General features: G+C 67.3%; 18 protein-coding genes and 4 pseudogenes. 5 read left to right on the top strand and 17 right to left on the bottom strand.

Features of this window, described 5'->3' with window-relative positions; genetic code table 11:
• Positions 1-42 precede the first annotated feature (42 nt).
• The 5 genes and pseudogenes from LRS09_RS16425 to LRS09_RS30075 all read right to left on the bottom strand — a co-directional run.
• A complete protein-coding gene (locus tag LRS09_RS16425) occupies positions 43-903 on the bottom strand; it encodes a UPF0280 family protein (protein WP_257807889.1) in 861 nt (286 codons plus the stop codon).
• Positions 900-2,424 (bottom strand): annotated as a pseudogene (locus tag LRS09_RS16420) (6-hydroxynicotinate reductase). The gene LRS09_RS16425 and the pseudogene LRS09_RS16420 overlap by 4 nt, the downstream one beginning before the upstream one ends.
• Positions 2,421-5,171, bottom strand: a complete 2,751-nt coding sequence (locus tag LRS09_RS16415; RefSeq protein ID WP_257807888.1) for a molybdopterin-dependent oxidoreductase — start codon at positions 5,169-5,171, stop codon at positions 2,421-2,423. The pseudogene LRS09_RS16420 and the gene LRS09_RS16415 overlap by 4 nt, the downstream one beginning before the upstream one ends.
• Positions 5,168-5,533 (bottom strand): hypothetical protein, encoded by a 366-nt coding sequence (locus LRS09_RS30080; RefSeq protein ID WP_308240357.1) that lies wholly within the window; start codon positions 5,531-5,533, stop codon positions 5,168-5,170. The genes LRS09_RS16415 and LRS09_RS30080 overlap by 4 nt, the downstream gene beginning before the upstream one ends.
• 3 nt (positions 5,534-5,536) lie before the next feature.
• Positions 5,537-6,004, bottom strand: a pseudogene (locus LRS09_RS30075) (xanthine dehydrogenase family protein subunit M); the annotation flags it as partial.
• 178 nt (positions 6,005-6,182) lie between these two features.
• On the opposite strand from LRS09_RS30075, the gene pncA reads away from it, so the two are divergent.
• Positions 6,183-6,776 (top strand): bifunctional nicotinamidase/pyrazinamidase, encoded by a 594-nt coding sequence (pncA, locus tag LRS09_RS16405; RefSeq protein WP_257807887.1) that lies wholly within the window; start codon positions 6,183-6,185, stop codon positions 6,774-6,776.
• A 14-nt stretch (positions 6,777-6,790) separates the two neighbouring features.
• On the opposite strand, the gene LRS09_RS16400 is transcribed toward pncA, so the two are convergent.
• The 8 genes from LRS09_RS16400 to LRS09_RS16365 all read right to left on the bottom strand — a co-directional run bounded on the left by LRS09_RS16400 (position 6,791) and on the right by LRS09_RS16365 (position 13,581).
• On the bottom strand, positions 6,791-7,498 hold the full coding sequence (locus LRS09_RS16400; RefSeq protein ID WP_257807886.1) for an ABC transporter ATP-binding protein: 708 nt from the start codon (positions 7,496-7,498) through the stop codon (positions 6,791-6,793).
• Complete coding sequence (locus LRS09_RS16395; RefSeq protein ID WP_257810220.1) at positions 7,491-8,222, bottom strand: ABC transporter ATP-binding protein; 732 nt, start codon at positions 8,220-8,222, stop codon at positions 7,491-7,493. The genes LRS09_RS16400 and LRS09_RS16395 overlap by 8 nt, the downstream gene beginning before the upstream one ends.
• Positions 8,219-9,217 carry a branched-chain amino acid ABC transporter permease gene (locus tag LRS09_RS16390; RefSeq protein WP_257807884.1) on the bottom strand — a complete coding sequence of 333 codons (999 nt, stop codon included), beginning with the start codon at positions 9,215-9,217 and terminating at the stop codon, positions 8,219-8,221. The genes LRS09_RS16395 and LRS09_RS16390 overlap by 4 nt, the downstream gene beginning before the upstream one ends.
• Positions 9,214-10,095 (bottom strand): branched-chain amino acid ABC transporter permease, encoded by an 882-nt coding sequence (locus LRS09_RS16385; protein WP_257807882.1) that lies wholly within the window; start codon positions 10,093-10,095, stop codon positions 9,214-9,216. The genes LRS09_RS16390 and LRS09_RS16385 overlap by 4 nt, the downstream gene beginning before the upstream one ends.
• Entirely contained in the window at positions 10,096-10,401 is a 306-nt protein-coding gene (locus LRS09_RS16380; protein WP_257807881.1) for a type II toxin-antitoxin system RelE/ParE family toxin, read from the bottom strand. It lies immediately after the preceding gene.
• Complete coding sequence (locus tag LRS09_RS16375; protein ID WP_257807880.1) at positions 10,398-10,682, bottom strand: CopG family ribbon-helix-helix protein; 285 nt, start codon at positions 10,680-10,682, stop codon at positions 10,398-10,400. The genes LRS09_RS16380 and LRS09_RS16375 overlap by 4 nt, the downstream gene beginning before the upstream one ends.
• Before the next feature lie 66 nt (positions 10,683-10,748).
• Complete coding sequence (locus LRS09_RS16370; RefSeq protein WP_257807878.1) at positions 10,749-12,053, bottom strand: ABC transporter substrate-binding protein; 1,305 nt, start codon at positions 12,051-12,053, stop codon at positions 10,749-10,751.
• Between the two features lie 127 nt (positions 12,054-12,180).
• Entirely contained in the window at positions 12,181-13,581 is a 1,401-nt protein-coding gene (locus LRS09_RS16365) for a hypothetical protein (RefSeq protein WP_257807877.1), read from the bottom strand.
• 125 nt (positions 13,582-13,706) lie between these two features.
• Here LRS09_RS16365 and pncB point away from each other — a divergent pair, with 125 nt between their 5' ends.
• Positions 13,707-15,014 (top strand): nicotinate phosphoribosyltransferase, encoded by a 1,308-nt coding sequence (gene pncB / locus LRS09_RS16360; RefSeq protein WP_257807875.1) that lies wholly within the window; start codon positions 13,707-13,709, stop codon positions 15,012-15,014.
• Positions 15,015-15,212: 198 nt separating this feature from the next.
• Positions 15,213-16,115 carry an alpha/beta fold hydrolase gene (locus LRS09_RS16355; RefSeq protein ID WP_257807874.1) on the top strand — a complete coding sequence of 301 codons (903 nt, stop codon included), beginning with the start codon at positions 15,213-15,215 and terminating at the stop codon, positions 16,113-16,115.
• Between the two features lie 5 nt (positions 16,116-16,120).
• Here the strand turns inward: LRS09_RS16355 and LRS09_RS16350 are convergent.
• From LRS09_RS16350 to LRS09_RS16335, 4 genes and pseudogenes are all read right to left on the bottom strand, one after another.
• A pseudogene (locus tag LRS09_RS16350) lies at positions 16,121-17,280 on the bottom strand (acetyl-CoA C-acyltransferase).
• Positions 17,281-17,428: 148 nt separating this feature from the next.
• The gene (locus LRS09_RS16345) at positions 17,429-18,631 is read right to left on the bottom strand and encodes an ABC transporter permease (protein WP_257807872.1); all 1,203 of its coding nucleotides are present in this window, start codon (positions 18,629-18,631) and stop codon (positions 17,429-17,431) included.
• Complete coding sequence (locus LRS09_RS16340) at positions 18,621-19,340, bottom strand: ABC transporter ATP-binding protein (protein ID WP_257807870.1); 720 nt, start codon at positions 19,338-19,340, stop codon at positions 18,621-18,623. Before LRS09_RS16340 ends, LRS09_RS16345 begins: the two co-directional genes overlap by 11 nt.
• Before the next feature lies 1 nt (position 19,341).
• Positions 19,342-20,643: an efflux RND transporter periplasmic adaptor subunit gene (locus tag LRS09_RS16335; protein WP_257807869.1), complete on the bottom strand. Its 1,302-nt coding sequence runs from the start codon at positions 20,641-20,643 to the stop codon at positions 19,342-19,344.
• A gap of 198 nt (positions 20,644-20,841) precedes the next feature.
• Here LRS09_RS16335 and aztA point away from each other — a divergent pair, with 198 nt between their 5' ends.
• Together aztA and aztB are read left to right on the top strand one after the other, a co-directional pair.
• The gene (gene aztA, locus LRS09_RS16330) at positions 20,842-21,648 is read left to right on the top strand and encodes a zinc ABC transporter ATP-binding protein AztA (RefSeq protein ID WP_257807868.1); all 807 of its coding nucleotides are present in this window, start codon (positions 20,842-20,844) and stop codon (positions 21,646-21,648) included.
• Positions 21,645-22,519: pseudogene (aztB, locus tag LRS09_RS16325) on the top strand (zinc ABC transporter permease AztB). The gene aztA and the pseudogene aztB overlap by 4 nt, the downstream one beginning before the upstream one ends.
• Positions 22,520-22,528: the final 9 nt, after the last annotated feature.

Raw genomic sequence — 22,528 nt, 5'->3', positions numbered from 1 at the left:
TTCGGTCGGAAAGCGATTGCAGCCTTCGCCCCGCTACCGGCGCTAGCCGTTCGGGCGATAGAGGAGTCCGGCCTCGGCCGTCACGCAGGACGTCCCTGCCAGGAACAGCGCCGCTCCCTCGATCAGGCCGGCTTCGGCAAGCTCCCCTGCTTCCGCAAGGCCGCGGGCAAGGGCTTCGTGTATTTCCTCGGGAGAGAGCACGCCCACATCGGTCGTGACCAGTCTTTCGCCAAGATCACTGTCCGGCTGCAATGAAGAAGCGGCCATGCGGGTAATCGCCGGATGGCCGGGAAGATCAACGGCGTTGGCGATCACCGTCGCCGCCGCGTCGGCCGCCGCACCGTCGCGGGCGAGCACGGTGACGGCATCGGCAATGCCAAGCGAGAAGGAGCGGCCGCGCCAGCCGCTGGTGGCCACGCCGCGCACGGCGGATGCATGCGGGATGACCAGCCGGTCGCCGAAGCCGTTGCTCGTGCCCGCGATCGCCAGGCGAATGCTCTCGCCGGGGGCGAGATGCAGCGCGATGTCGCCGCCGTCGTTGACATAGGCCCTGTCGAGCGTCCGCCCCGCAACCATCGCGGCAAGCATCTCGTCGGCGACCGATCCGGCGACCGCCGCCATCGGCGTGATGAATCGCCCCGAGAAGCGGCAGACCGCACTTTCCATGCGCCGCGCCGTCGGCCCGTCGAACGGGCGCGGTCTCGGACCTGCGGGGCGGCGCAGTTCGGGCAGCTCGGCGACAAGTTCGGAGAGGATCGTCCCGAAGCGATCGGCAGCCTGGGCGTAGGCGCTGGCGACCTCGCCGGGATCGCCCCACGCCTCGACGATCAGGTCGATGGGGCCGTGGTTCATGTGCAGACGCCGGCCGTCGGGCAGCCAGGCGACCTGCGGACTGCCCGTCAAGGCCTGGACCGCAGGTGGGCAAACGGCGGCCAGTCGTTGCCCCTCGGCGCGGCGGCGACGCGGCGCTCGTTCAGGAACTCGCCGCCCCGTGCGATGACATCCTCGACGCTGCGGATCTCCGACAGGTGGCCGCCGAGTTGCTCATAATGGTCGCGGCGCAGCGTGAACTCGATCGGCGCGACTAGCGCCGGCGTCGGAACATAGCCGAAGGCGTTGTCCGGCAGACGGGTGACGTCGACCATCAGCGTGATACCGCCACCCGGCCAGACATAGACCGGCGCGCCGCCGCAAGTGACGTAGGTCTCGAGCCGATGCACCGAGCGGGTCAGGTTGACCGGGTTCTCGGTCACGCCGGACCTGAGGCTGCCGCCCGCGCCACCGACGAAGAGCACCGAGCAGAGCGCCGGCTCGCTGTTGTCGGCGATGAGTTCGACCGATTTGCGCAGGCGGTCCGGAAACGGCTTCTCCACCGGTTTTAGGTCGCCGTCGAGTTCGTAGTAGCCGAAATGCTCGCCGGTGGTGGACACCATCAGGATCGACAGGCCGGGCCGCGCGCCCTTCTTCGCATTCCAGTCGCCGAGTATGTCGAGCGGGTTCTGCAGCCTTGTACCGCCCCAGCCGGTGCCCGGCTCAGACACCTTGAAATAGCGGCCCGGCGTGGAGCGCCGGCCGATGATCTTGATGCCGGTATCTTCCCAGCCGAGCACTTTGCCGGCCTGGTGCTCGGAGACGACGCCGGTGATGTGGTCGTCCACGACCACGACCTCGTCGACGAGCCCGCGCCACTGGCTGGCGAACATGCCGATCGTGGCCGAGCCGCAGCCCACGCGCATGCGGTGCTCCGTCGTGCCGCTGATGACCGGCGGCTTGCCCGCCTGGACGAGACACGGTCTCGCCGTCGTCGATCGACAGCTCCACGGCCTGCTTGTTGACGAGCGAGAGCAGCGTCTCGCAGGTGACGCGGCCCTCCGACTTCGAGCCGCCGGTCAGATGCGCCACGCCGCCGAGAGACAGCATCTGCGAGCCGTATTCCGCGGTCGTGACATGTCCGACCGCCTCGCCTTCCACGCGCACCACGGCGCGCTCCGGCCCGATATGACGATCGGTGTCGATCTTCACCTTGACGCCGCAATAGGAGAAGATGCCCTCGGTCACCACGGTGACGAGATCGACGCCCTCGACCTCCTGCGAGACGATGAACGGGGCTGGCTTGTAGTCGGGATAGGTCGTACCCGCGCCGATAGCGGTGACGAAGCGGCGGTCGGTGTTGACCGGATTGCCGTCCCACGGCTGGCCCTTCTCGAACGGCACCAGCGGCCGGCCGGCCTCCACCGCGTGGTCGAGGATCGTCACCGGATCGCAGCGGATGATGCGGCCGCCGGAATTGCCATAACGGTCGCAGGCGCCGGTGCGACCGTCGGCGATGTAGCACATGACCGGACAGGCATCGCAACGGATCTTGTCCGCCGCCTTCTTCTCGTCGGGCATATGGGATTCGAAGCGTTCGGCGAGCTCGTTCATGGGGTCGGCTCCTTCGACCGGATCGCCGCCAGCACCCGCGACGGGGTCGCCGGCACCTTCGTGACCAGCACGCCCGTAGCGTCGCGTATGGCGTTCAGGATCGCGGGCGCGGTGGGGATGAGCACATGTTCGCCGAGCCCCTTGGCACCGAAGGGGCCTTCCGGGTCCGGCACCTCGACGATGATCGTCTCGATCGGCGGAACGTCGCCGATGGTCGGGATCAGGTAGTCGTGCAGGTTCTCGGTGCGGCCGGGGATGTATTCCTCCATCAGCGCCAGCCCGATGCCCTGCGCGATGCCGCCTTCGACCTGGCCCTGCACCAGCAGCGGGTTAACGGCGCGGCCGACATCGTGCGCGGCCGTGATCTTGATGAGCCGCACGGTGCCGAGCGCCATGTCGACCTCCAGTTCGACCAGCTGCGCCCCGTAGCCGTAGACGGCATAGGGAACGCCTTGCCCCTTCGCGTCGAGCGGCAAGGTCGGCGGGTCGTAGCTCTCCTGCGCCGAGAAGGCATAGCCCAGCGCATCCGGCGGCAGGGACGCAAGATCGATCCGCCGGGTCGCCTCGCCCTCGCTGACCGTCAGCGCCGCGCCGTCGAGCTGCAGCCGCCCGGCCGCCGACACGTTGGCGAAGCGAAGGATCGCCTCGCGCAGCGCGGTGGCCGCCTTCTGTGCCGCCTTGCCGGACACGAAGGTCTGGCGCGAGGCCGACGTCTTGCCGGCATCCGGCGTCAGCGCGGTGTCGGCGCCGACGAGGCGAAACTTCGCCAGCGGCAGGCCGAGCGCATCGGCCGCAATCTGGGCGATGACCGTGTTCGAGCCCTGGCCGATGTCGATCGCGCCCTGGTGCAGCACCACCGCGCCGTCGGCCGAGATGCCAATGCGCATGGTGGAGGGATTGGGCAGCGAGGTGTTGCCGCAGCCATACCAGCAGGAGGCGATGCCGATGCCGCGGCGGCTCTGGCCGTCCCTCGCATTGGCGGCGCGTGCCTCCGCCTGCGCCCTCTCCCAATGCGGCTTCAGCGACTCCAGGCAGGCCTCGATGCCGACGCCGGAGGCGAGATGCTGGCCGGTGACCGTGCTGTCGCCGTCGCGCAGCGCATTGCGAAGGCGGAATTCCAGCCGGTCGATGCCGAGCTTCATGGCGAGCTCGTCGTAGAGAGCTTCCTGCATGATCGTCGCCTGCGGCACGCCGAAGCCCCGGAACGCGCCCGAGACGGGCCCGTTGGTATGCACCGCTCGGCCGAGGGCGCGGTAGTTGGGCGTGAGATACGGCCCCGAGGCATGCACCGGCACGCGGTTGGCCACGGTCGGCCCCCAGCTGGCATAGGCGCCGGTGTTGAAGTCGCCTTCAAAGACCATGCCGGCGACCTTGCCGGAGGCGTCCGCGCCGATCGCCGCCCGCATCCGGGCCGGGTGGCGCTTGGTGGTCGACATCATCGATTCCTGCCGGCTGTAGACCATCCGCGCCGGCCTGCCCGTCTTCAGCGCGACGAGGCCGATCAGCGGCTGCACCGACACGTCGAGCTTGGAGCCGAAGCCCCCACCGGTCGCGGTGGGTATGATGCGAACGCGCTCGGGCGGCAGGCCGAGCACGGTCGCCGTGTCGTCGCGGTCGATGGCCGCACTCTGCGTGCACGCGCGCACCACCACCGTATCGCTATCCATCCAGGCCGAGCCCGCCTCGGGCTCGATATAGGCATGCTCCACGAAGGAAGTCTCGATCTCCGCCGAGGCGACGACGGCGGCGCGCGCCAGCGCCGCCTCCGGATCGCCGCGCTCCACCGCGCCTTGCGCGAGGATGTTGCCGGGACGGGCGGCATGGATCAGCTCCGCACCCTCGCGCCGGGCCTCCACAGGGTCCAGCATATGTGGCAGCGGCGTCCATTCGATCGGGAAGGCGGCGAGGTCGAGCTCTTCGATCGCAGCCTTCTCGCCGGCCACCAGGGCGACCGCCTCGCCCCGGAATCGCGCGACACCGTCGGCCAGCGCCGGCTGGTCGGCATAGGCCGCGATCACGCCGAAGCGGTTGCGGCCGGGGATATCCCGCGCCGTGAACACGGCGGCGACGCCGGGCTGGGCCGCGACATAGGCATCGAGGTCGCCAAAGGCGAAGGCGGCATGCCAGTGCGGCGAGCGGATCGCGACAACCGCGAGCGCGCCGTCCGGCGTCTCGTCCGCCCCGAAGCGCTCGCTGCCGTCTACCTTCGGAATGCCGTCGAGCCGGATCGGTGAGGCGCCGACGGCCTTGCCGATCTCGGGCATGCTGTCCGGAAGGTTATGGAAGCGTGGCGCCGCCATCACCGCCTGGATGATCCTGCGGTATCCGGTGCAACGGCAGAGCACGCCGCCCAGTGCATCGGCAACCTCTGTCTCGCAAGGATGCGGGTTGCTCTCGAGGAGGGCCATGGCGGAGACGAGAAGGCCAGGCGTGCAGATGCCACACTGTGCCGCGCCATGGGCGAGGAAGGATTTCTGCAGCGACGACAGATGGCCGTTGGCAAGGCCCTCGACCGTCGTGACCGAAGCGCCCTTGGCTTGCGCTGCGGGCACGAGGCAGGAGCAGACCGGCGCGCCGTCAACCAGCACCGTGCAGGCGCCGCAATCGCCCGCGTCGCAGCCGACCTTCGTGCCGGTGAGGCCAAGCTCGTCGCGCAGCACTGAGGACAGCCGCGCGACCGGCGACACCTTCACCTTGGCCCTGTTGCCGTTGACCTCGAAGGAGATGTCCTGCACCGGAAGGCTCATGCGGCGATGTCCTTTGCTCCGCCGGCAAGCCTCGCCAGCGCCCGCGCCACGATCTCCCGCGCCGCCTGCTTGCGGTATGACGCGTCCGCGCGGACGTCGCCGATCGGCGTCAGCCCCGCCACGTGGCGGTCCTGCACGACATGCGCCAGCGATGCATTGGCCTCCTGCCCCATCAGATCGGCCTCAAGCGCCGTGAGCCGCTGCGCGACTTCGGAACAGGCCCCGACCGCAATGGCAGCGTGCGCGACACGTCGGCTCTCGACCGCGATCCGCGCCGCGACCATAGCGATCGAGATCACCAGATAACGCCGCGCGCCAAGCTTGAGGAAAGTCGATCGGCCTTCGGCCGCGGAGGCAGGCACCAGCACGGCGGTCACGAGTTCGCCGGGCCGCAGCGCCGTGCGGCGGTTGCCGAGGATGAAGTCCGGTAGCGACAGTATGCGGATGCCGCCTGCGGAACGAAGCTCGACACTGGCATCAAGCGTCAGCAGCGCCGGCACGCCGTCTGCGGCGGGCGAGGCGTTGCATAGATTGCCGGCGACGGTGCCGGTGTTCTGAATCTGGACCGATCCCACCTCTCGCGCCGCGAGCCGCAACCCCTCGAAAGCCGGTGGAAGATCCGCCCCGACGATGTCGCTCCAGGTCGTGCGCGCGCCGATGCGGATACCTGCGTCCGTGCGTTCGACGCCGCGCAGGGTGGCAATATCGTTGAGGTCGAGGATGTGGTCGCGGATCGGGCGACTGCCCTGCGCCGGATAGAAATCAGTCCCGCCGGCAAGAAGCCGCCATGTCCCCTGCGAGAGAAGCGACACCGCTTCCTCGATCGTGTCCGGCCTGGCGTACGCTGCTGGGTCATGCCCGGACTAAGCGCCCCTCACGGGATTTTCATTCGCATACAAATGATACCTTCGATCCCGCCCTGTCAAAGCCCTTGCGCGGCACTGCATGATTGACGCAACGAAGCGCTTCGGGCGAGTGTCGACCCTGCAAATCTACACGTGGAGAAGGCGAATGGAAGCTCTGGTGGTGATCGATGTCCAGAACGATTTCTGCCCCGGCGGCTCGCTGGCGGTCGCGGGCGGCGATGAGATCGTGCCGATCGTCAACGGGCTGATCGAACGGTTCGACCATGTCGTGCTGACGCAGGACTGGCACCCGGCTGGCCATTCGAGCTTCGCCTCCAGCCACCCGGGCAAGCAGCCCTTCGAGACGATCGAGATGCCCTACGGCACGCAGACCCTGTGGCCGGACCATTGCGTCCAGGGCACGAAGGGTGCGCTGTTCCATCCGGACCTCGTCTGGACCAAAGGCGAGATCGTCATCCGCAAGGGTTTTCGAACGGCGATCGATTCCTACTCGGCCTTCTACGAGAACGACCATTCCACGCCGACGGGCCTCGGCGGCTATCTGAAGGAGCGCGGCATCGACAAGGTGACGCTGGTCGGCCTCGCGACGGATTTCTGCGTTGCCTTCTCCGCGCTCGATGCGAGGAAGCATGGGCTCGACGTGACGGTCAGGATGGATGCCTGCCGGGCGATTGATCTCGGCGGGTCTCTGGCGGCGATGACGGCGAAGATGAAAGAGACGGGGGTGGTGCTGGCTTAGCGGCTCGTAGAGCGCTAACCCACCCCCACGACCCGCTTCACCATCTCCGGATCGGCCCGAAGCACTGCGACATCCACCGTCTCGCGATTACGTCCATTCTCAAGGAACGCCACTCGGTCAGCCACGGACAGCACCGCGTCGACACGCTGCTCGACCAGGATGGTGGAAACGCCGCGACGGCGCAGTTCCACCACGGTCTCGCGGATTTTCGCGATCATCGACGGCATCAGGCCTTCGGTCGGCTCGTCCAGAAGGAGCACGTCCGGTTCGAGGCACAGCGCGCGGGCCATGGCGAGCATCTGCTGCTCGCCGCCGGACAGCGTGCCCGAGCGCTGCTTCAGCCGCTCGCGCAGCAGCGGGAAGAGGTCGAGCACCGCCTCGCGCGTCGCAGCCCCCCTTCCCCGCGTCATCAGGCCGATCTCGATGTTCTCGGCGACCGTCATGTCGGCGAACAGGCGGCGGCCCTGCGGCACATAGGCGACGCCGTGCTTCGGCACCTGCCAGGCCGGCAGGCCGGTGAGTTCGGTGTCACCCAGTCGGACCGAACCAGCGCGTGCCGGCACAAGCCCCATGATCGCCTTGAGCAGCGTCGTCTTGCCCGCCCCGTTGCGGCCGAGCAGGCAGAGCACCTCGGCTTTTCGCAACGCGAGCGAGACGCCATGCAGCACCTGCACCTCGCCATAGGCGCAGTCGAGCCCCTGGATCGTGAGAACGTCACTCATCGTCCGGCGTCCCCAGATAGGCCGCCTGGACATGGGCGTTGGCGCGGATTTCCTCCGGCGTGCCTTCTGCCAGCACCTTGCCGAAGTTGAGCACGGTGATGCGGTCGGCGAGGCTCATCACCACGTCCATGTTGTGCTCGATCAGCATGACGGTCGCGTCGCGGGCGATCTCGCGCACCAGCGCGACGAAGCCCTCGATCTCGCCATCCGACAGGCCCTGCGTCGGCTCGTCGAGGATCAGCAGCCTCGGCTTCAGCGACAGGCCCATGGCCACCTCCAGCAGACGCTGGTGGCCGTAGGCCAGCTCGCCGGCGGGCTGGTCGAGACGGTCGGAGAGGCCGACACGTTCCAGCGCCTCCAGCACGCCGCGCCTCAGCCGCGCAACACCGACCGAATGATGCTGGCTGCGCTGCACCGGCAGGGCGACGTTGTCAAACACGGTCAAGTTCGGAAAGATCGAAGTGATCTGGAAGGTGTAGGCGATGCCCTGCCTGACGCGCCGATGCGCCGGCAGCGCAGTGATGTCCCGGCCGTCGAAGACGATCGAGCCGGAATCGGGGGCGATGCGGCCGCAGACCAGGCCGACCAGCGTCGACTTGCCGGCGCCGTTGGGGCCGATGATCGCCCGCACCTCGCCGGGCATGACCGTCAGGTCGACACCGTCGACGGCCTTCAGCCCGCCAAAGGAGCGGTGCAGGTCCTTGACGACAAGGAGCGGGCTCACGGCAGCCATTTCAGCCACCGTTCGCGGATCGAGCCGAACAGGCCCTTTGGGAAGAACAGCACGAGCAGGATCAGCGCCAGGCCGACAATGCCGATCTGGTTGAGCCGCGCGTCGGGAAACCAGGCGTTCAGCGCGTCGTTCGACATTTCGGCGAGGTAGAACATCACCAACGTGCCGAAGAACGGCCCGAGCGTCGTTGCCGCCCCGCCGAGCAGCACCCAGAGGAGCGGCAGGATCGAATACTGGATCGAGGCGAAGGTGGAGCCCATGTAGCCGAAGAGCAGCACATAGGCCGCGCCCGCCGTCGCCGAGAGCGCGCCGGAGATGGTCACAGCCGCGAGCTTGTTCGCGAACGTGTCGAAGCCCAGCATCCGCGTGCGCTCCTCGTTCTCGCGGATCGCAACCAGCACGCGGCCGAAGCGCGAACGGGCGATCAAAAGCGTGATGCCGAGGCCGATCGAAAACAGCGCCCAGGCGATGACGTAGCGCGTGTCGCGGCTGGTCATGTCGAGGAACATCGGCCCGATCTCGATGATCCGCTCGTCGCGCGACAGCGTGAGGCCCTCGTCGCCGCGCGTCCAATCGCCGAGCCAGAGCGACATCAGGTAGCCGACCTGCGCGAACATCAGCGTCACGATCATGAAGGCGACGCCGGTGGTCCTCAGCGCCAGCGCGCCGACGACCAGGGCCAGTGCGACGCCGCAGCCTATGCCGATGCCGAAGGCAGGCAGCGGGTGGACGCCGTAGTGGTAGATCGGCAGGCCCGCGCCGTAGAGGCCAGCGGCGAAGAACATCGCGTGGCCGAGCGACAAGAGCCCGGTGTATCCGAACAGCACGTTGTAGCCCATGGCGAAGAGCGCCAGCACCATGACGCGGGCGAGCACGCCGCCGTGATAGTCGGGCAGGACATATTGCGCGGCGAACAGAAGCGCGATCAGGCCAAGGTGCAGCCCCCAGACCCGGGCGTCGTCGCGGGCGGACAGGTATCCGCTCATCGGGCAGCGGTCCCGAACAGGCCCTGCGGGCGGAAGACCAGCACCATGGCCACCAGCAGCGTCGCCAGCATCTTGGCCAGCGTCGGCGAGAAGAAGACGGAGATGATGCCGTCGGATACGCCGATCAGCAGCGCGGCCACCACCGTGCCGCGCAGCGAGCCCAGCCCGCCGATGATGACGACGATGAAGGACAAGAGCAGCGGGTCGGTGCCCATCAGGTAATGCGCCTGCTGGATCGGGACGATCAGCACCGCCGCGACCGCCGCCAGCATCGCGCCCAGCGCAAAGACGCCGGCATAGACGCGGTCGACCGGTATGCCGAAGGCCTGCGCGGTCTCCCGGTCGTATTGCGTCGCCCGCATGACGAGGCCGACCCGAGTGCGGGTGAGCACGAGCCAGGTCAGCGCGATGAGCACAATCGACGCCGCGATCACCGCCAGCTTGTAGCCGGAATAGCCGAACCAGGGCAGGAGCACGCGGTAATTGAAGGGCGCGACGACCGGATTGGCGTCCGGTCCGTAGAAGGTTAGCGCGGCCTGCTGGAGGACATAGAGCAGGCCGATGGTGGCGACGATGGTCGCCTCCGGATTGTAATGGATGCGCCGAAGCACCAGCCGCTCGGCCGCAAACGCAATCGCGCCGACGACCAGCGGAGCAAGCACCAGCGCCAGGAGAAAGCCGAGCGCCGGATGCCCGCTTACCAGCGTCGAGAAATACCAGGCAAGCACCGCGCCGAGCATGAAGAACTCGCCATGGGCGACGTTGACCACCCGCATCACGCCGAAGACCAGCGACAGGCCGAGCGCCATCAGCGCCAGCACCGCCGCCATGACGAGACCTTCGAGCGAAGCAAGCAGGAGATGCGGTCCAAAGGCCATTCAGGAGGACTCGTCGGCTGGGGCATCGGGGCCGGGCGGCCATTGGCGGGACGTATGCAGGACGCGAAGGATCGATACCGTTCCGTCGCTTATCCGGTAGACGATTCGATAGCTGGGTGGAACGAATGCCTCGCGTGTGTCTGGCAGTTCACCGACCCTGCCCATATAGGGCTGGGACCGAAGATAGCGGGTCGTCTTCTCGACACGCTCGCGAATTCGCTTCGCCGCGGACGGGCTGTCATACCAGATATAGGTGACGATCTCGCCAAGGTCCTGCTTTGCAGAGGTCGTCCAAACGAGCCTCACTCGGCAGCCTCGCGCCCTTTGCGCTCCAGATCGGCGATCAGTCGATCCATATCCGCCTCGACCTCTTCCTGCGTATGGATACGGCCCGCTTCGATGTCCGCACGAGCCTTGTCCACCTTGCCCTGAAGCCAGGTCACATATTCGCGGTCCTGCCCGACGAAATCGCGCATGAACTCGCGCACGATCTGTGATGCAGACCGATCGGCATGCTTCGCCGCCTCCATGAAGGCGTCACGAAGTTCAGCATCGAGCTTCATCGTGAACACGGCTTCCTTGGCCATGGCGAACACTCCTCTTCGGGTAATGACAAGGTATATACCTCGTCATTACCCTGCAAGGCCCGTGCCTCAGAGCGGCTGTGTCGTGTAGTCGCCTTCGGGCTCGTAGAGGCCGTCCTCGATCTTGGTCTTGTGCACGACCTTGAGCTTGCCGCCCTCGACCTTCGAGATGTTCTGGATGCCGAAGCATTGGTGGATCTTGCCGTTGAACGTCTTGGCGCCCTGAGGATGCTCCGGCCCTTCCGGGAACTCGGTCAGCGCTTCGGTTGCCTCGACCAGCTTGGCGCGGTCCTGCGGTCCCTGGTAGCCGGCGGCCTCCATCGCCTGCTTGATGACGTAGAGCGTCTCCCAGCAGCCGAACATGTGGGCGGCGGTCGAGACATCCTTCGGGTCGCCGACGGCGGCACCGTTCTCGTCGATGCCGACGGCGGCGCGGTAGGCCTTCATCGCCTCGGTATCATCGGCCTGGGCATAGCGCGGAGCGCCTTCCCAGAAGTGGCTGCCGTCGAGGAATTCGAGGCCGGGCGAGTTGATGTCGACGGCTTCGAGCGAGTCGATGAAGCCGAAGAGCTGCGGCCGGTTCGAGCCGTAGAACTCGCCGAGCTCCTTGACGAAGGTCAGCACGGCCGGGCCGATCATGACGTGGTAGATTGCGTCGGTGTCGGCCGGGATCTGCGGGAAGTATTTGGTGAACGAGGTCTCCGTCGGCGGGATCGCGATCTGCGCAACCACGTCGGCGCCCTGCGCCTTCAGCGCCGGCGGCAGGTAGTCTCGGTGGTCGTGGCCGAAGGCGAAGTCCGGGAAGATCTGCGTGATCTTCTTGCCGTAGTTCGCGGCGATCCACGGCGCGGTCGACTGGATCTGGCTCTTCACGTCGGTGATGCCCGGCTGGAACACGTAGCGGTTCATCTTGGTCGAGGCGACGTGGTGTCCTTCCGACACGACGTAATAGGGAATTTTCAGCTCGCCCGCGGCCGGCGACGAGGCGATCACGACATGGCTGAACAGGGTGCCGTAGACCACGTCGACCTTGTGCTGGTTGGCGAATTTCTCGACCACTTCCGGGCCGCGCTTGGCGTCGGTGCCGTCATCCTCGGTGATGATCTCGACCGGACGGCCGTTGATGCCGCCGGCGGCGTTGATCGCCTTGATTGCCGCCGTGGTTGTCTTCTCGTACCAGCGGCCATAGGAGGCGCCGATGCCAGTGCGGTGCGCCTGGAAGCCGATCTTGATCGGCGCGGAGGACTGCGCCTGCGCATAGCGGACGTAGCCCGGGCCGAGCGCCAGTCCGGCGCTGGCACCGATGCCCTTGAGCGCGGTACGTCGGTTGATGCTCTTCCGGAGGAAGCTGACCTTTGCCTGCTCTTCAACCATGCTGTTCCCCTTAGCTTGGTGCCTCGCCTGCCAGCCCAAATTCCGGTCAACGGCGAAGGACGAAAAAAATGAACGATTGCAAATCTTAATGCCGGCTGTCTACGCCGACGACGACGCTATTCCTAAGTCATGCTCCGGTCGGTGTCGACAACAACCAAAGCCCGAACACGGTATATCCGATCATCAGGACCGTCAGCGGTATCTGGCTCCGCACCGCCGCCCCCGGACGCGTGTGCAGCCGCTCCGCGAGCATGTGCGCCAGCACGACGGCGAGCACATGGCCGGCGACGATCGCGCCCGCCTGGAGGTTCCACAGGATCCACGCCGCGCCCGGCCCCATGACGAGGCCGGCGGAGATATAGTTGTCCGCCGTGCCGAACAGGTTCCAGCCGCGCGAGAACGGATCGGAGATCGCGGCCAGCGCGTACTGGCCGTTGACCAGCAGCGCGATCAGGTAGTGCGCGACATGGTAAGCGAGCGTGATCGGCGCGATCGACCAGACCAGCGTGCCGGTCGCACGGGCGAGCGGCACCGGCTCGCCCGACAGCCTCTCGCCTGCCCAAACCGCGGCGAAGAAGGCCGCCGCGAGCAGGGCCGGCATCAGCACGAGCCCGGCCGTGTTCTCGACCATCACCGCCGAGCGGCCGGGAAACTCCAGCGGATTGACGCCGATCGCGCCCAGCCAGGCGAAGGTGCGCATCAGCCCGTCGAACGAGACCGAGCCAAGCGCCAGGAGCAGGAACAGCACGCCGGAGACCGGCAGCGGCTCGGCATTGACGAGCTTCCCGCCCGGCAGGCAGAGCGCCAGCCTGCCGTTGCGCCACTCTACGATGGCCAGCTTCGACACGATGCGGAAGAACACCGAGAACGGCTCGCAGCGCGCGGTCCAGGCGGCATGGCCGACCGCGAGCACGCCGGCGAGATTGACGAGATAGTAGACCGACACCGCCCAGCCGAGCCGGTCCGGATCGTCGGGCGCGGGATAGACCAGTTCGAACCAGGCGAAGGCGGCGAACTGGACGATCGCGGGCGCGTATCCGAGACGGTCGAGCCATGAGGGCGCGGCACCTTTCTCCCTGCCGAGAAGCCGCGCCGGGCCGCGCCAGGGATCGAGCCAGTCGAACAGATTTCCGCCGAGCCCCGTCAGCATCGTCAGCCCGATCCAGAACAGCGTCCAGACGACGAGCGGCAGCGGGTTCGACAGCGGGTCGCGGCTGCCGAGCCAACCCGCGACAATGAGCAACGCGAGCACCGCAAGGGAAATCCAGCTCGTCGCAGCGCGTCGGTCCGGCGAGCGAGCGGCGAGCGTCAGCCTAGGCACGGCGAGCCGCCCGAGCGCGCCGGTGGGAACCAGCCACAGCACGCCGAAACTGGCTGCCACGGCAAGCGCCCCGCCGGCGATGTAGTGCCCGGTCGGCAGGAGCAGCACATAGCCGCGGTCGGAGGCATGCGCGAAGGCTGCAGTCGGGAAGAAGAGGAGCGAGAGGGCGGCGGGCAGGCCGGAGGGGAGCGTGAGGGAACGAGGCATCACGCGCACTCTAGCGCAATTCTCCGGATTCTGTGCAAGCCGGACACCGCACAACCGCTTCACCCGGCTGGATTTTCCGCGTTGCAGCGCCTAGGAAGTTCCGCGGAGAGAGGGAAGAGTTCAGCATGGCCACCAAGACCGACATCGCGCGCCGGGTGTACAACCACACCTGGAAGCTCGACCCGATCGTCCGATCCCTGCTCGACACGGACTTCTACAAACTCCTGATGCTGCAGATGATCTGGGGCGTCTACCCGAAGGTCGACGCCACCTTCCAGCTCATCAATCGCGCCACCCGCTTCAGGCTCGCCGACGAGATCGACATCGAGGAGCTGCGCGACCAGCTCGACCATGCCCGCACGCTCCGCTTCAAGAAGAAGGAGATGATCTGGCTCGCCGGCAACACCTTCTACGGCCGCAAGCAGATCTTCTCGCCTGAGTTCCTCGACTGGCTGAAGGACTTTCAGCTTCCCGACTACGAGCTGACGAAGAAGGACGGCCAGTTCGAGCTCACCTTCCCCGGCCCGTGGATGTACACCTCGATGTGGGAGATCCCGGCGCTCGCGATCATCAACGAGCTGCGCTCGCGTGCCGCGATGCGCTCGCTCGGCCCCTTCTCTCTCGACGTCCTCTACGCCCGCGCCAAGGCAAAACTGTGGGACAAAGTGGAGCGGCTGAAGCAGCTGCCCGACCTGCGCATCTCCGACTTCGGCACCCGCCGCCGCCATTCCTTCCTATGGCATCGCTGGTGCGTCGAGGCGCTAAAGGAAGGGCTCGGCAACGCCTTCACCGGCTCGTCCAACGTGCTGCTCGCCATGGACAACGACCTGGAGGCGGTCGGCACCAACGCCCACGAGCTGCCGATGGTGCTGGCAGCGCTCGCCGACAGCGAGAAGGACCTGAAGTGGGCGCCCTACCAGGTGCTGAAGGACTGGGAGAAATATTACGGCGGCAACCTGCTGATCGTGCTACCCGACGCCTTCGGCACCGCCGCCTTCCTGCGCGACGCGCCGGACTGGGTTGCCGACTGGACCGGCTTCCGTCCCGACAGCGCCCCCGCGATCGAGGGCGGCGAACGCATCGTCAAATGGTGGAAGGAGAAGGGCCGCGATCCACGCGACAAGCTGCTGATCTTCTCCGACGGGCTCGACGTCGACACGATCGTCGCCGCCTACCACCACTTCCACGACAAGGTCCGGATGGCGTTCGGCTGGGGCACCAACCTGACGAACGACTTCGAGGGCTGCGCACCGCGCGAGATCGACAACCTCAACGCTATCTCGCTGGTCTGCAAGGTGGTCGAGGCCAATGGTCGTCCGGCGGTGAAGCTCTCTGACAATCCGCTGAAGGCAACCGGCGAGAAGTCCGAGATCGAGCGCTACCTGAAGATCTTCGGCACCGAGGGCCAGGCCGAGATCGGCCTGAAGGTGTGAGGCGCAGCCTGCGCACATCGGGCGGAGCCGTGCTGCGGCTCTCTACGACCAGCGCACCTGGCATCGCTCCGCTCATCGAGCAGCGGCCATTATTTTATCCGGGTATTATTGACTCCGGCTATTTTTACCTGGATAGAATTCCGCCTCGCCGGCGATCCCTCTGTCTTGCGCCTGCGAGCGTGAAGACGAGGTCGTGCCATGCCAACTGTCCGGTCCAACGGAATCACCCTTGCCTATGAGAGCTTCGGCTCGGAGCAGGACGAGACGGTGCTGCTCGTTGCCGGCCTCGGCACGCAGATGCTGCGCTGGAGCGACGCGTTCTGTTCGAGCATCGCCGCCAACGGCTTCCACGTCATCCGGTTCGACAATCGCGACGCCGGCCGCTCAACGCATCTCTCGGGCACGCCGGTGCCCGACTTCGCAGCACTTGCAGCGGCAGCGGCAACAGGAACCACGCCCGACGTGCCCTACACGCTCGCCGACATGGCCGCCGACACGATCGGGCTAATGGACGCGCTGGAAATCGACAAAGCCCACATCGTCGGCCGCTCGATGGGCGGTATGATCGCGCAGCTTATTGCCGCGACCTATCCGGCGCGGGTGCTGTCGCTTACCGCCATTATGTCGAGCACAGGCGCGCCGGGCCTGCCGCAGGCCGAGCCGGAGGTCATGGCGATGATGATGCGGCCGGGGCCGTCGCCCGCGACGGACCTCGAGGGATATGTCGCGCATGCGATCGCCTTCGCGCGGCGGATCGCCGGCCCGGGGTATCCGTTCGACGCCGACGCCCAGCGCGAAGTGATCCTCGGCGAGCTGGCGCACGGCCTCGATCCCGCGGGCACGAGCCGCCAGGTCGCGGCCATCGCGGCGACCGGCAGCCTGCGTCCCTTGCTCGGCGCGATCCGCGCGCCCGCGCTCGTCATCCACGGGTCTGATGATCCGCTGGTGCCGATCATGGCGGGAGAGGACATTGCCAAGCACATCGCGGGAGCGCGCTTCCTGAAGATCGAAGGCATGGGCCACGACCTCCCCGCCCCGCGCTACGCGCAGGTAGTCGAGGCGATCGCAGACAATGCGCGGCGGGCGGGCGCCACGCGCTGAGGCGCTCAGATGCGCTCCACCGCCATCGCGGTGGCCTCGCCCCCGCCGATGCAGAGCGAGGCGACGCCGCGCTTGACGTCGCGGGCCTCCATCTCGGCCAGCAGCGTGGCGAGGATGCGTGCGCCGGAGGCGCCGATCGGGTGGCCGAGCGCGCAGGCGCCGCCATTGACGTTGACCTTGTCGTGCGGCAGGCCAAGCTCGCGCATCGCTGCCAGCGCGACCACGGCGAAGGCCTCGTTGATCTCGTAGAGGTCGACGTCGCCGGTTGACCAGCCGGCCTTGTCCAGCACCTTGTTCATCGCGCCGATCGGCGCGGTCGAGAACCAGGCCGGCGCCTGGGCATGGCTCGCATGGCCGCGCACCACCGCCAAAGGCGAGATGCCGCGGCGGTCGGCCTCGGACATCCGCATCATGACGATGGCGGCCGCGCCATCGGAGATCGAGGAGGAGTTGGCGGCCGTCACGGTGCCGTCGGCGCGGAAGGCGGGCTTGAGCGTCGGGATCTTCTCGGGCTTGGCCTTGCCGGGCTGCTCGTCGTCGACGATGTCGCCGATCGGCGCGACTTCATTGCGGAACCGGCCCTCGGCGATGGCGCGGCGGGCGCGTTCCAGCGAGGCGAGCGCGAACTCGTCCTGCGCCTCGCGGGTGAACTGCAGCTCGCGCGCGGTGTCCTCGGCAAAGGTGCCCATCAGGCGGCCTTTGTCATAGGCGTCCTCCAGCCCGTCGAGGAACATGTGATCCATCACGCGGCCATGGCCGAGCCGCATGCCGGCCCGGGCCTTTTCCAAGAGTACGGCGCGTTGGTCATGCTCTCCATGCCGCCGGCGACGACGATGCCGGCGGAGCCCGCCGCGATCGAATCGTAGCCGAGCATGGCAGCCTTCATCCCGGAGCCGCACATCTTGTTGACCGTCGTCGCGGGCACCGACTGCGGCAGGCCGGCGCCGAGTGCTGCCTGGCGGGCCGGCGCCTGGCCGAGACCGGCCGGCAGCACACAGCCCATGATCACCTCGTCGATCTCATCCGGACCAAGTCCCGCCTGCGCAAGCGCCGCGGAAATGGCGACCTTGCCAAGTTCCGGCGAGGTCTTGTCCTTCAAGACGCCCTGGAAGCCGCCCATCGGCGTCCTGCGGGCTGCGACGATGACGATCGGGTCGTGGTGCATGAAACAATCCTCCGGGAGCGGACACAAAGCGCGCTCAAGGCTCCGCGTCAAGACACTTTGCCCTTTCGGACCGGCAAACCGGTTGTCGCCCCGAGACGATCGCCAACCGACCTCTCCCGCAGCATCCTGAGGCGGGACCAGTTGGTTCCTATTCGTGCCTGAGCGCCTCGATCGGATTGAGCCGCGCCGCCTGGCGGGCCGGGAAATAACCGAACCCCATGCCGATCAGCGCCGAGAACACGAAGGCAAGCGCAATGATGCTCGGGCTGGTGACGAAGGGAATGCCGAGATAGACGCCAACGCCGAAGGCAAGGCCGAGGCCGAACAGGATGCCGACGACGCCGCCGAACAGGGCCAGCACCGTCGCTTCGACCAGGAACTGCGTAAGGACCTGCCTTTCGAGCGCGCCGATGGCGAGCCTGATGCCGATCTCGCGCGTACGTTCGGTCACGGAGACCAGCATGATGTTCATGATGCCGATGCCTCCGACGAGCAGGCTGACTGCCGCGACGGCGCCCAGCAGGCCGGTCAGGATGCTGGTGGTCCCGGCCATGGTGGCGGCGATCTGCGCCATGTCGTTGACCGAGAAATCGTCCTCTTTGCCCGAGGCGATGCCGCGCCGCTCGCGCATCAGGCGCTCGACGTCGCCCTGGACCTTGCTGGTGGCGACGCCGTTGCGTGCCGAGACCAGGATCGTGTCGACGTCGCTGTTGCCGGAGATGCGGCGCTGAAAGGTCCGCAGCGGCATCAGGACGACATCGTCCTGGTCCGTGCCCATGCTGGAGTCCCCCTTCTCGCCGAGCACGCCGATCACCTCGCACGAGACCTTGCCGACCCGGATGCTTCTGCCGAGTGGCTGCGAACTACCGAACAGCTTGCCGCGCACGGTGTCGCCGATCATGCATACGGCGGTGCCGCGCTCCTCTGCCGGCAGGAAGGAGCGGCCGGCCGAAATCGTCCAGTCGCCGACGACGAGATAATCGGCATTGGTGCCGGCGACGGTGCTCTGCCGGCTCTCGCCGCCGAAAATGACGGTCGCCGACGTCTGCGCCATCGGTGCGACCGCGCGCAGGCCGGAAATCTGGTCGCGGATCGCGGCGACGTCCTTGGAGGTGAAGGATTTCGCCTGGGTGCTGGCGCGCCCCGGCCCGAACTGGCCCGGCCGCACGAACAGCATGTTGCTGCCGAGCTTGCCCAGTTCCTCGGTCACCCGGGCGGTCGCACCGTTGCCGATTGTCACCATCGCGATGACCGCCGCGACGCCGATGACGATGCCGAGGATCGTCAGGAACGAGCGCATCGGATTGCGCAGGATCGCCTGGGCGGCAAGTTTCAGCGTCTCATAGAACACTGGCCGGCTCCTGCACCCTGTCGGACTCGATCTTGCCGTCGACGAAGCGGATCACCCTGCGCGCATAGGCGGCGATATCGTCCTCGTGGGTGACCATGATCACGGTCAGGCCCTCCTCCGCGTTGAGGCGGGTGACGATGGCTATGATCTCGCGGCTGATCTTTGTGTCGAGGTTGCCGGTCGGCTCGTCGGCGAGCAGGACCATCGGGCTGGTGACGATGGCCCGCGCGATCGCCACGCGCTGCTGCTGGCCGCCGGACATCTGCGCCGAGGTGTGGTTCGCCCGCTCGGCAAGGCCGACCTGGCCGAGCGCCTTCAGCGCGAGCTTGCGCCGGTCCATCTCGTTCATGCCGCGATAGATCAGCGGCAGTTCGACGTTCTCCACCGCGGTGGTGCGGGCGAGCAGGTTGAAACCCTGGAAGACGAAGCCGATTATATGGCGGCGCAGCAGGGTCCGCTCGTCGCGATCGAGCCGGCTCGTCGGAACGCCCTGGAACAGATATTCGCCCGATGTCGGCTCGTCCAGAAAGCCCATGACGTTCATGGCCGTCGACTTGCCCGAGCCCGACGGACCCATGATGGCGACGAACTCACCGCGTGCCACGGCAAGGTCGACACCGTCGAGCGCCCGCACCTCGGCTTCGCCGCTGCCGTAGACCTTAGTCACGGCGCGGAACTCGATCAGTGGCGGCGGGACCGGAACGGCCATCTCAATTGGCCGCGACGGCGTCGAGAATGACGGCGTCGCCCTCCGCGAGGTCGCCGGACTTCACCTCCGTATTCTGGCCGTCGGTGGCCCCGGTCACCACGGTCACCTCGACCGGCGCCTTGTCGCGCATCACCCACAGCGTGCGCGAACCGCCCGGCAGGTCCGGCGTCGTCACCGCGCCCATGTTCGGCGGCCTGAACATGCTGAAGAGCCCACCGCCGGAGCTTTCCTCCAGCGGCGGCGTATAGCGCAATGCCGCATTCGGCACGAGCAGGGCCGCGCGGACCGTGTTGACCACGATGTCCGCCGTAGCGGTCATGCCGGGCCGCAGGAGCAGTTCGGTGTTGTCCACCGAGAGCAGGGCCTTGTAGGTCACCACATTGTTGATCGTCTCGGAGACGAAGCGGATCTTGGTGATTTCGGCCGGAAACGCCCGGTCGGGATAGGCATCCACCGTGAAGGTGCCCGACTGGCCGACGGCGACGTCGCCGATGTCGGCCTCGTCGACGTCGACCTGGACCTCCATGCGCTTCAGGTCGTCGGCGATGGAAAACAGCACCGGCGCGGACAGCGAGGCGGCGATCGTCGAGCCTTCGTTGACGTCGCGCGTCAGCACCACGCCGTCGATCGGCGAGGTGATCAGCGTCTTGGAGAGATTCGTCTCGGCCAGTTTCAGATCGGCATCGGCGACGAGCACCTCCGCCTCCGCGGCCTTGAGCGCTGCGGCGGCGGCATCCATGGTCAGACGCGTGTCCTCCAGCGTCTGCGCCGACATGACGCCCCGGTTGAACAGCGCCGACTGACGCTCGTAGGTGGCAATCGACGCGTCGGCCGTCGCCTTGGCCTTGGCGACATTGGCGTTGGCGACGACCAGATGGGCGCGCGCGCTGGCGACGCCAGCCTGGAGGGTATCGGCATCGAGTTCGGCCAGAACGTCGCCGCGATAGACGACGCTGTTGTAGTCGACGTTCACCTTGCGGACGATGCCGGATATGGCGCTCGACACGTCGACCTGGGTGATCGGCTGCACGGTGCCGGTCGCCGTGACGACCACGGTGAGATCGCCCTTGCCGACCTTCTGCGTGGTGTAGACGTAGCCGCTGCCCTGCGCGAAATAGGCCCAGGCGAAATAGCCGGCGGCGACAAGGGCCGCGCCGATCAGCAGCCAGCGCCATGCCCCTTTCCCGAAGCGCGACGGCTTGGGCGCCGCATCGCCGAGGATGTCGCGCAAGGAAAGCGCCGGGGCGCCGTCTTTGACCACCCGCAAGGTGACCGAACCGTCGGAGGGGGTAACTTTGGCCACGCTTGCCTCGCTACGAAGAGTATGGCGTCGAGTGACATTCTTTAGGCGACCGGTCTTTGACGTGCGTCAATCACGCTGCGGTTTCCGGCGCTGCGCCCTCCGTCGGGTGATGCCGGAGCGACCTTTTGCGATTGACGAATGTAATAACATAACATAGGTAGATCGCCTCTCGCGGCGCATGCCGCAAGCGGAGAGACGATGACCCAGCCCTGCCTCACCTTTCGCGACCTGACGCTCGGCTACGACAGCCATCCGGCAGTGCATCACCTGAGCGGCACGATCGCGCGCGGCACGCTGACGGCAGTCGTGGGCGCGAATGGTTCCGGCAAGTCGACGCTGCTGAAGGGGATCGTCGGCATGCTGCGCCCGATGTCCGGCGAGTGCGTGCGCGATCCGTCGCTGCGCATCGCCTACCTGCCGCAGCAGTCGGAGATCGATCGCGGCTTTCCCGCCCGCGTCGTCGACCTCGTCTCGCTCGGCCTTTGGCCAAAGCGCGGCCTGCTCGGACGTATCACCGGCGAGGACCGTGCGGCGGTGGCCCGGGCGCTCTCGGCGGTCGGGCTCGAAGGCTTCGAGGCACGGCCGATCGACACCCTGTCCGGCGGTCAGCTTCAGCGCACCCTTTTTGCCCGAGTCCTCGTGCAGGACGCCGACCTCATCCTGCTCGACGAGCCGTTCAACGCCATCGATGCGCGCACGGTCGCCGACCTCGTCGCGCTCATCGGACGCTGGCACGGCGAGAAGCGCACGATCATCGTGGTGAGCCACGACATGGATCTGGTGCGCGAGCATTTCCCGCAGACCCTGCTTCTCGCCCGCCAGCCGGTCGCCTGGGGTGCAACGGCGGAGGTGCTGAAGCCAGAAAACCTGCTCAAGGCGCGCCGCTTCACCGAAGCCTGGAGCGAGGATGCGCCGTGGTGCGAGCCGGAGCACAACCATGCCCACGACGGCCACGACCATTCGCACCACGGTCACGACCACCATCACGGCCCGAGGGCGGCATGAGCGCGGCCTACGACTTCCTGGTCGGCCCTTTCGCCGACTACGTCTTCATGCAGCGCGCCCTTCTCGGCTCGGTGCTCCTGTCGCTGTCGTCCTGCCCGGTGGGCGTGTTCCTGATGCTGCGGCGCATGAGCCTGACGGGCGACGCCATGGCGCATGCAATCCTGCCGGGCGCGGCGATCGGCTTCCTGCTCTACGGGCTGGAGATCGTGCCGATGACGATCGGCGGCCTGATCGCCGGCATGGTCGTGGCGCTGGGCGCGGGCGCGGTGTCGCGGCTCACCGTGCAGCGCGAGGACGCCTCGATGGCCGCGTTCTACCTGATCTCGCTCGCCGTCGGCGTGCTGCTCGTCTCGATGCGCGGCTCCTCGGTCGACCTGATGCACGTGCTGTTCGGCACGGTGCTGGCGCTGACCGACGACGCGCTGTGGCTGATCGCCTCGGTCTGCCTCGTCACCGCGGTGACGGTGACGGTGTTCTGGCGCGCCCTGGTGGCGGAGTGCCTCGACCCGCTCTTCCTGCGCTCCGTCAGCCGGCTCGGCACGCCGACGCACTTCATCTTCCTGGCGTTGGTCGTGCTCAACCTCGTCGGTGGCTTCCAGGCGCTCGGCACGCTGCTCGCGGTCGGCCTGATGATGCTGCCGGCCGCCGCCGCCCGCTTCTGGACCACGCGCATCGGCCCGATGGTGGCAGCGTCGATCCTGATCGGCATCGCTTCGTCGATCGCCGGACTGCTCCTTTCCTACCACGCCGAACTGCCGTCCGGCCCGGCGATCATCCTGTCGGCCGGCGTGATCTACGCTGCGTCGATCCTCGCCGCCCCGCGCGGCGTCTTCAGGGGCGCGTGCGCGCCCACCGTCACCGCACTGCATAGGAGACCCGA

The organism is Mesorhizobium sp. J428 (assembly GCF_024699925.1).
In the GTDB taxonomy this organism is placed as follows: domain Bacteria; phylum Pseudomonadota; class Alphaproteobacteria; order Rhizobiales; family Rhizobiaceae; genus Mesorhizobium_A.
Note: the sequence above shows the minus strand (reverse complement) of the source record. Positions and strands in the feature narration are given on the sequence as shown.

Coding starts and splice junctions, on each gene's coding strand:
- LRS09_RS16370 (WP_257807878.1), bottom strand. CDS start 12,053: ATGGTTGAAGAGCAGGCAAAGGTCAGCTTCCTCCGGAAGAGCATCAAC.
- LRS09_RS16375 (WP_257807880.1), bottom strand. CDS start 10,682: ATGGCCAAGGAAGCCGTGTTCACGATGAAGCTCGATGCTGAACTTCGT.
- LRS09_RS16365 (WP_257807877.1), bottom strand. CDS start 13,581: ATGCCTCGTTCCCTCACGCTCCCCTCCGGCCTGCCCGCCGCCCTCTCG.
- LRS09_RS16415 (WP_257807888.1), bottom strand. CDS start 5,171: ATGAGCCTTCCGGTGCAGGACATCTCCTTCGAGGTCAACGGCAACAGG.
- LRS09_RS16340 (WP_257807870.1), bottom strand. CDS start 19,340: ATGGCCGTTCCGGTCCCGCCGCCACTGATCGAGTTCCGCGCCGTGACT.
- pncA (WP_257807887.1), top strand. CDS start 6,183: ATGGAAGCTCTGGTGGTGATCGATGTCCAGAACGATTTCTGCCCCGGC.
- LRS09_RS16400 (WP_257807886.1), bottom strand. CDS start 7,498: ATGAGTGACGTTCTCACGATCCAGGGGCTCGACTGCGCCTATGGCGAG.
- LRS09_RS16385 (WP_257807882.1), bottom strand. CDS start 10,095: ATGGCCTTTGGACCGCATCTCCTGCTTGCTTCGCTCGAAGGTCTCGTC.
- LRS09_RS16355 (WP_257807874.1), top strand. CDS start 15,213: ATGCCAACTGTCCGGTCCAACGGAATCACCCTTGCCTATGAGAGCTTC.
- LRS09_RS16390 (WP_257807884.1), bottom strand. CDS start 9,217: ATGAGCGGATACCTGTCCGCCCGCGACGACGCCCGGGTCTGGGGGCTG.
- pncB (WP_257807875.1), top strand. CDS start 13,707: ATGGCCACCAAGACCGACATCGCGCGCCGGGTGTACAACCACACCTGG.
- aztA (WP_257807868.1), top strand. CDS start 20,842: ATGACCCAGCCCTGCCTCACCTTTCGCGACCTGACGCTCGGCTACGAC.